This is a genomic window from Sulfitobacter sp. HI0129 (assembly GCF_001635395.1).
Lineage (GTDB): Bacteria > Pseudomonadota > Alphaproteobacteria > Rhodobacterales > Rhodobacteraceae > Sulfitobacter.
The window spans coordinates 1-7,078 of the sequence record NZ_LWGH01000212.1; the positions used below are offsets into that span (position 1 = coordinate 1).

Genomic DNA, 7,078 nt, shown 5'->3' on the forward strand with positions numbered 1-7,078 from the left:
GCGATCTGGTCGTGCTGGCCTGCAACACCGCCTCCGCCGCAACGCCGCGCGAGGTCGCATTGAAGCATGTGGCGCTCTTCGCCACCCCCGCCACCGTTGCCTCCCGCGCGTTTCAGCGCGAACTTGCGTTCCGCGCCATCGGGGTGGACGTGGAAGCACAGGCCTGCGGCGGCGTCGTGGACGCCATCGAAGACGGTGATTTCATCCTCGCCGAGGCATTGGTGCGCAGCCATGTCGACGCATTGAGGCGCAAGATGCCCGAACCGCAGGCGGCCATTCTGGGTTGCACGCACTACCCCCTGATGAAGGAAGCCTTTCAGGAAGCGCTGGGACCGCAGGTCGAAGTTTTCAGCCAGCCGGCACTGGTAGCAGAGGCCCTTGCCGACTATCTGGAGCGCCATGCGGATATGCACGGCAGCGGCGAAGCGGCCTTTCTCACCACCGGGGAGCCCGGGCGCGTCTCTGCCCGGGCCACGCAGTTTTTGCGACGACCCATCACCTTCACCGCCGCCTGACACGGTTTTTCCATCACGGGACGAAACATGACACAGAATATCGCGATACTCGGTGCGTCGGGTTATACCGGCGCTGAACTGATCCGGCTCATCGCTGGCCATTCCTCCATGCAGATCAAGGCGCTGGGCGGCAATTCCAAGGCCGGGCAGCAGATGTCGGAGGTGTTTCCCCATCTGCGCCACCTCGATCTGCCCGCGCTGGTCACGATGGAGGAGATCGACTTCGACGGGATCGACCTGTGCTTTTGCGCGCTGCCACACAAGACTTCGCAGGAAGTCATCGCGAAACTGCCGAAAACCCTCAAGATCGTGGATCTTTCCGCCGATTTCCGCCTGCGGGATCCGGAAGCCTATTCGAAGTGGTACGGCAACCCCCATGCGGCGCTGGAGCAGCAGGGCGAGGCTGTCTACGGGCTGACCGAATTCTACCGTGAAGAGATCGCGGGCGCGCGGCTGGTGGCGGGCACGGGCTGCAACGCGGCCACCGGCCAGTTCGCGCTGCGCCCGCTGATCGAAGCCGGGGTGATCGATTTCGACAATATCGTGCTGGACATGAAATGCGCCGTTTCGGGCGCGGGCCGGAGCCTGAAGGAAAATCTGCTCCATGCGGAGCTGAGCGAAGGGTATCACGCCTATTCCGCCGGGGGCACCCACCGGCACTTGGGCGAATTCGATCAGGAGTTTTCCCGTATTGCCGGGCGTGATGTGAAGGTGCAGTTCACGCCGCATCTCATTCCCGCGAACCGCGGCATCCTTGCGACGACCTATGTGCACGGGGATCCGCAGGCTATTCACAGCACGCTAGCCGAACGCTACGCGGAGGAGCCGTTCCTGCAGGTGCTGGCCTTTGGCGAAACGCCGAGCACGCGGCACATCCGCGGGTCGAACTTCTGCCACCTCGGGGTGGTGGGGGACCGGATCGAGGGCCGGGCCATCGTGGTCGCCGCTCTCGACAATCTGACCAAGGGATCGAGCGGGCAGGCTTTGCAGAATGCCAATCTGATGCTAGATCTGCCTGAAGCCGAGGGGCTGATGATGGCCCCGCTATTCCCGTGATCGTGAGCGCATGAAGAGCCTGAAGAAGCAAAGACGTATCCAGATCATCGCCCTGGCCACCGGGGCGCTGGTTCTGTCGACGGCATTGATCGGCTATGCTCTGCGGGACGGGATCAACTATTTCCGCGCGCCCAGTCAGGTGATCGCGGAGCCGCCGGGCCCGGCGGAGGTTTTCCGCATCGGTGGACTGGTCGAGGAAGGCTCGCTCATCCGGGGGGAGGGCGAGACGATCCGCTTTGCCGTGACAGATGGCGGCGCGGTGGTGCCGGTGACGTTTACCGGGGTGCTGCCCGACCTCTTTGAAGAGAACCAGGGCATGGTGGGCACCGGTCGTTACGTCAATGGCGTCTTTGAAGCCACTGAAATCCTTGCCAAACATGATGAGACCTACATGCCCAAGGAAGTTGTGGACGCACTGAAGGAACAGGGCGTCTACCAAGCACCCGAAAGCTGATCCGGGCAGGGCCGAACGCTCCCTCTGCAGACTGTTAACCCCTTCCTGTCCACCCTGATCGGACAAACCGGGAGGGGCGGACATGGCGAGTGTAGAGCAGATCGCGAAAGACATCGTGACGCGGGAGGGCGGGTTCGTGAACGACCCCGATGACCCGGGGGGTGCCACAAAGCATGGCGTCACGTTGAAGACATTGCGCCGGCTGGGGCTCGATCTTACGGGGGACGGCGCGGTCGATCTGGCCGATGTGCGCGCGCTGGGGCCTGCGCAGGCGGCGGATATCTTCCTGCGTCATTACTTCGAGGCACCCGCGCTGGACCGGCTGCCGACGGATTTGCAGCCGTCGATCTTTGACATGTACGTGAATGCGGGGGCGAACGCAGTGCGCATCCTTCAGCGCTTGCTGCGGCAGATGGGGCATGATGACCTTTCCGTGGATGGGATCGTCGGCCCCCGGACGGTGGCGGCCGCGGCGCAAGCCCATGCGCGCGCCCCGGCGGAGTTCGTCGATGCCTACGGGATCGCGCGGCGGAACTATTATTTCAGATTGGCTGACCGGCGCCCGGCGTCCCGCAAATTCGCGCGCAGCCGTTCAGGGGGGAAGGGCGGCTGGATACGGCGGGCCGAAACTTTCATCCGCGCCCGCTACCACCTCAGCCCGGCGGCCTTTGCCCGGAGGGTCGCGCCATGGGCCTGATCGAACGGCTGCTGGGGCTCGTCTTCGGCGATGGAAGCCGCGCCCTGCGCGACACTGTCGAAGTCTTTCGCGAAAACGCGGAAAACGGCGCGCGGCGCAGTGCCGAGACGCAGGCGCAGGTGGTGGCGCAATATGGCGCGGAGTTCGTGGGCGCGTCCAAAGGTCGGTTCGACCGGGCGATGGACGCGCTCAACCGGTTGCCGCGACCGATGCTGGCACTGGGAACACTGGGCCTTTTCGTCACGGCCATGGTGGATCCCGTCTGGTTCGCGGAGCGGATGCAGGGGGTTGCACTGGTGCCCGAACCGCTCTGGTGGTTGCTGGGGGTTATCGTCTCTTTCTATTTCGGTGCACGGCATCAGGCCAAGGCGCAGGATTTCCAGCGGTCCATCGCCGGTACCATGGCACGCGTCCCGCAGGTGACAGGCAATATCCGCGCGTTGCGCGGCCTGCGCACCCCGGCGCCCCAAGACGCCGCAACGGAAGACGACGCGGCCCTGACGCTGGAAACACTTGTGCCGGATGCCAACCCGGCGCTGGAGGCATGGCGGCGCGCTTCCTGACTGCGACACCCTGTCGAACCTTTCCGCACTGGAAGTCTATGGCCGTAAAGGCCGTGACCGGGTAATGTGCCCGGCATGATTACTGAACTCGGACATTTCGCCCTCATCCTTGCAACCATCGTGGCAGTCGTTCAGGCGACCGTGCCGCTTGTCGGCGCGCAGAAGGGGTGGGCAGGGTGGATGGCCGTTGCCGAACCTGCGGCGAAGGCCCAGTTCATCCTGACGGCCCTGTCGTTCGGCGCGTTGATGTGGGCTTTCATCACATCCGATTTCAGCCTTCGGCTCGTGGTGCTCAACAGCCATTCGGCCAAGCCGCTCATCTACAAGATCAGCGGCACATGGGGAAACCACGAAGGGTCGATGCTGCTCTGGGTGCTCATCGTTGCCTTCTTCGGCGCGCTTGCGGCATGGTTCGGCGGCAATCTGCCGGCCCGTTTACGGGCGCGGGTGCTGGCGATTCAATCGGCCATCGCGGTGGCGTTTTTCGCCTTCATCCTCTTCACCTCCAACCCCTTCCTGCGGATGGCGGTCCCGCCCTTTGACGGTCAGGACCTCAACCCGCTGCTGCAGGACCCGGGCCTCGCCTTCCATCCGCCCTTCCTCTACCTCGGCTATGTCGGGCTCAGCATGTCGTTCAGCTTTGCCGTTGCAGCGCTGATCGAAGGGCGCATCGACGCGGCTTGGGGCCGCTGGGTCCGGCCATGGACGCTGGCGGCATGGATATTCCTGACCATCGGCATCGCGCTGGGGTCATGGTGGGCCTACTACGAACTGGGCTGGGGCGGTTTCTGGTTCTGGGACCCGGTGGAAAACGCCTCCTTCATGCCATGGCTGCTGGCGGCGGCGCTGTTGCATTCGGCCATCGTGGTCGAAAAGCGCGAAAGCCTCAAAAGCTGGACTATCCTGCTGGCCATCCTTGCCTTCGGCTTTTCGCTGATCGGCACGTTCATCGTGCGGTCGGGTCTGCTGACCTCCGTCCATGCTTTCGCCAATGACCCCGAACGGGGCGTCTTTGTGCTGGCGATTCTCGGGTTCTTCATGGGCGGCGCGCTGATCCTGTTCAGCTTTCGCGCACAGGCGATGGAGGCGCGGGGCGTCTTTGCCCTCGTCAGCCGGGAATCGGCCCTGCTCGTCAACAACCTGCTGTTGGGTGTCGCCTGTTTCGTGGTCTTCGTGGGCACCATGTGGCCGCTGGTGGCGGAGATGTTTTTTGACCGCAAACTCAGCGTCGGGCCGCCCTTCTTCAACGCGGCCTTCACGCCCTTCATGCTGGTGCTGGGGCTGATCCTGCCCGTGGGCTCGTCGATGCCGTGGAAACGGGCGCGCATCTGGCGCAGCCTGCGCCCGCTGGTACCGGCGGCGATTCTGGCGCTGGCGATTGTCGGGCTGCTCTATGCGGTGCAGTCGGGGCGCAGCCTGCTGGGGCCGCTTGGCGTGGGCCTCGGGGCCTGGGTCGTGATGGGCGCGGTGCTGGACCTGCTTCGCCGGACAGGCCGCAAAGGCGGACTTTCGGACCGGCTCGGTCGGCTGTCGCGGCTGCCCCGCGCGGACTGGGGCAAGGCCACGGCCCATGCCGGGCTGGGTATCGTCATGATCGGCGTCGCCGGGCTGACCGCCTGGATGCAGGACGACATCCGGGTCGCCGTGCAGGACCAACCCTTCGAGGTCGCGGGCTATACGCTGACGCTGAACGATGTGCGTGAAGAGCGCGGGCCCAACTACCTGACGACCATCGCCGATGTTACATTGGCGCGGGACGGTCAGGAACTGGCGCGGCTGTCACCGGAAAAACGGTTCTATCCGGTGGCCCAGATGCCGACGACCGAAGCCGCCATCCACCAGACCTTCGGCCGCGATGTCTATGTCGTCATCGGCGATGCGCAGGGCGACGCGGGATGGACCTTGCGGACCTATATCAAACCGCTGACCATCTGGATCTGGATCGGATCGGGGCTGATGGCGCTCGGCGGTCTGCTGAGCCTGAGCGACCGGCGGTTCCGCGTGGCAGCGGGCGCGCAACGTGCGGGCACTGACGGCAAGACGCCTGCACAGGTGCCTGCGGAATGAAGCGGCTGCTCATGTTGCTGATTTTCTGCGCCAGCCCGCTATGGGCGGTGCAGCCCGATGAGATCCTCGACGATCCGGCGCTGGAAGCCCGCGCGCGCGCGTTGTCCCAAGGATTGCGCTGTCTGGTCTGCCGGAACGAAAGCATCGACGAAAGCAATGCCAGCCTTGCGCGAGACCTGCGGTTGCTCGTACGCGAAAGGCTGGTGGCGGGTGACAGTGACGAAGAGGCGGTGAATTTCATTGTCGACCGCTACGGCGAATATGTCCTGCTAAACCCGCGCCGCACCGGATCGACCTTGCTGCTCTGGGGCGCGGGGCCGCTGATGTTGTTGCTGGCCGGCATCGGCGCGCTGCTCTACCTGCGCAGACGGTCCCGCGGCACCGGGCCGGAAGGAAACGCGCTGACGCCGGACGAACGCGCCCGGCTGGACGACATTCTCAACAGATGACGCCCCGTTCCGCTGGCCCGTCGCAGGGCCTTTGCTAGGGTAGATCCGAAAGCGCCCTGGCGCGAACGGAGGATTCCCATGGACTACCAGACACTGACCTATTCGCTGGAAGAGGGCGTTGCCCTCGTCACGCTGAACCGGCCGGAAAAGATGAATGCGCTCAATACCCAGATGCGGGCAGAGATCGCGCATGCCGTCACCCGGGGCGGCAAGGAAGGGCGAGTCGTCGTCATCACCGGGGCCGGGCGCGCCTTTTGCTCGGGCCAGGACCTGGGGGACCGGACCGGCGGCGGGGGCGATCCGGAGCGTACGCTGCGTGACGAATATGCGCCGATGCTGCGCGCCATCGTGAATTGCCCCGTGCCGACGATTTCAGCCGTCAACGGGCCGGCGGCTGGGGCTGGGGCGAACCTCGCGCTCGGGGCCGATGTGGTGATCGCCAGCGAAGCAGCTTATTTCCTGCAGGCGTTCACCCGGATCGGTCTGATCCCGGATGCGGGGGGCACCTATACGATGCCGCGCCAGATGGGCATGGCAAAGGCGATGGGGGCGGCACTTTTCGCGGACAAGATCACCGCCCGGCAGGCCGATGACTGGGGCATGATCTGGGAGGCGGTTGCAGAGGATGAATTCGACGCCCACTGGCGCGCCCGGGCGGCGCAGCTGGCGCAAGGCCCCACCTTGGCCTACGCGGGGGTCAAGAAGGCGATCCGCGAAAGCTGGGACAATTCATTCGAGGAGCAACTGACGCTGGAAGGGCAGGAGCAGGGTAAATGCGGCAAGTCCCGTGATTTCACCGAAGGTGTGCTGGCCTTCATGGAAAAACGCCCCGCCAAGTTCGAAGGGCGCTGAACGCGCCAGCATTTCCCAGCAACGCGCCGCGCTCAGACGCTGCGTTCGACCAGCAGCACGTCCTCGGCAGCGGGGGCTGGCCCCGTGGCCCGCGCCACGACTGCTACGGCCACCCCATCCGCAAAGACTGTGTGGACGGTGCCGGATACCGCGGAAACGGTGATCCGGGGCGGGGTCTGGCCCTTGTCATAGACGACGGCGATCTGATCGCAGTCATGCTGCGTATCGGGCACCAGCGCCCCGCGCGGCGTGGGATCGGCCATGCGGCTGCGCTGCATCAATCCGGTCGCTTCGTCCCAGCGTAATCCGGAAGGCGTATTTCGTCGTGTCGTCATCGCGATACCTCCTTCTGGGGGCCGGGAGGGCGAGTGGCCGGGTGGGGCCGATGGCCCGCCCCGGTGCTCCGCCTTGGGTTGTTCGAGCCG

General features: G+C 65.1%; 9 protein-coding genes. 8 read left to right on the forward strand and 1 reads right to left on the reverse strand.

The window, feature by feature from the left end:
- The 8 genes from A3764_RS02475 to A3764_RS02510 all read left to right on the forward strand — a co-directional run.
- Nucleotides 1-515 (forward strand): glutamate racemase (locus A3764_RS02475; RefSeq protein WP_201722392.1); only part of this gene is annotated, 515 nt, incomplete at its 5' end.
- A 27-nt stretch (nucleotides 516-542) separates the two neighbouring features.
- A complete protein-coding gene (gene argC / locus A3764_RS02480; protein WP_067928695.1) occupies nucleotides 543-1,571 on the forward strand; it encodes an N-acetyl-gamma-glutamyl-phosphate reductase in 1,029 nt (342 codons plus the stop codon).
- Nucleotides 1,572-1,581: 10 nt separating this feature from the next.
- On the forward strand, nucleotides 1,582-2,025 hold the full coding sequence (gene ccmE, locus A3764_RS02485; protein WP_067928693.1) for a cytochrome c maturation protein CcmE: 444 nt from the start codon (nucleotides 1,582-1,584) through the stop codon (nucleotides 2,023-2,025).
- 82 nt (nucleotides 2,026-2,107) lie between these two features.
- Complete coding sequence (locus A3764_RS02490) at nucleotides 2,108-2,722, forward strand: holin-associated N-acetylmuramidase (protein WP_067928690.1); 615 nt, start codon at nucleotides 2,108-2,110, stop codon at nucleotides 2,720-2,722.
- Nucleotides 2,713-3,285 (forward strand): holin family protein, encoded by a 573-nt coding sequence (locus A3764_RS02495; protein ID WP_067928688.1) that lies wholly within the window; start codon nucleotides 2,713-2,715, stop codon nucleotides 3,283-3,285. Before A3764_RS02490 ends, A3764_RS02495 begins: the two co-directional genes overlap by 10 nt.
- 75 nt (nucleotides 3,286-3,360) lie before the next feature.
- Nucleotides 3,361-5,352 carry a heme lyase CcmF/NrfE family subunit gene (locus A3764_RS02500; protein ID WP_067928686.1) on the forward strand — a complete coding sequence of 664 codons (1,992 nt, stop codon included), beginning with the start codon at nucleotides 3,361-3,363 and terminating at the stop codon, nucleotides 5,350-5,352.
- Nucleotides 5,349-5,801 carry a cytochrome c-type biogenesis protein gene (locus A3764_RS02505; protein WP_067928683.1) on the forward strand — a complete coding sequence of 151 codons (453 nt, stop codon included), beginning with the start codon at nucleotides 5,349-5,351 and terminating at the stop codon, nucleotides 5,799-5,801. The genes A3764_RS02500 and A3764_RS02505 overlap by 4 nt, the downstream gene beginning before the upstream one ends.
- 78 nt (nucleotides 5,802-5,879) lie before the next feature.
- Nucleotides 5,880-6,653 carry an enoyl-CoA hydratase-related protein gene (locus tag A3764_RS02510; RefSeq protein ID WP_067928681.1) on the forward strand — a complete coding sequence of 258 codons (774 nt, stop codon included), beginning with the start codon at nucleotides 5,880-5,882 and terminating at the stop codon, nucleotides 6,651-6,653.
- Between the two features lie 32 nt (nucleotides 6,654-6,685).
- Here the strand turns inward: A3764_RS02510 and A3764_RS02515 are convergent, their stop codons facing one another.
- The gene (locus A3764_RS02515) at nucleotides 6,686-6,988 is read right to left on the reverse strand and encodes a hypothetical protein (RefSeq protein ID WP_067928678.1); all 303 of its coding nucleotides are present in this window, start codon (nucleotides 6,986-6,988) and stop codon (nucleotides 6,686-6,688) included.
- Between the last annotated feature and the right edge of the window lie 90 nt (nucleotides 6,989-7,078).

Bases quoted from the DNA above. Each gene is read 5' to 3' on its own strand.
- argC (WP_067928695.1), top strand. From the start codon at position 543: ATGACACAGAATATCGCGATACTCGGTGCGTCGGGTTATACCGGCGCT.
- ccmE (WP_067928693.1), top strand. From the start codon at position 1,582: ATGAAGAGCCTGAAGAAGCAAAGACGTATCCAGATCATCGCCCTGGCC.
- A3764_RS02490 (WP_067928690.1), top strand. From the start codon at position 2,108: ATGGCGAGTGTAGAGCAGATCGCGAAAGACATCGTGACGCGGGAGGGC.
- A3764_RS02495 (WP_067928688.1), top strand. From the start codon at position 2,713: ATGGGCCTGATCGAACGGCTGCTGGGGCTCGTCTTCGGCGATGGAAGC.
- A3764_RS02500 (WP_067928686.1), top strand. From the start codon at position 3,361: ATGATTACTGAACTCGGACATTTCGCCCTCATCCTTGCAACCATCGTG.
- A3764_RS02505 (WP_067928683.1), top strand. From the start codon at position 5,349: ATGAAGCGGCTGCTCATGTTGCTGATTTTCTGCGCCAGCCCGCTATGG.
- A3764_RS02510 (WP_067928681.1), top strand. From the start codon at position 5,880: ATGGACTACCAGACACTGACCTATTCGCTGGAAGAGGGCGTTGCCCTC.
- A3764_RS02515 (WP_067928678.1), bottom strand. From the start codon at position 6,988: ATGACGACACGACGAAATACGCCTTCCGGATTACGCTGGGACGAAGCG.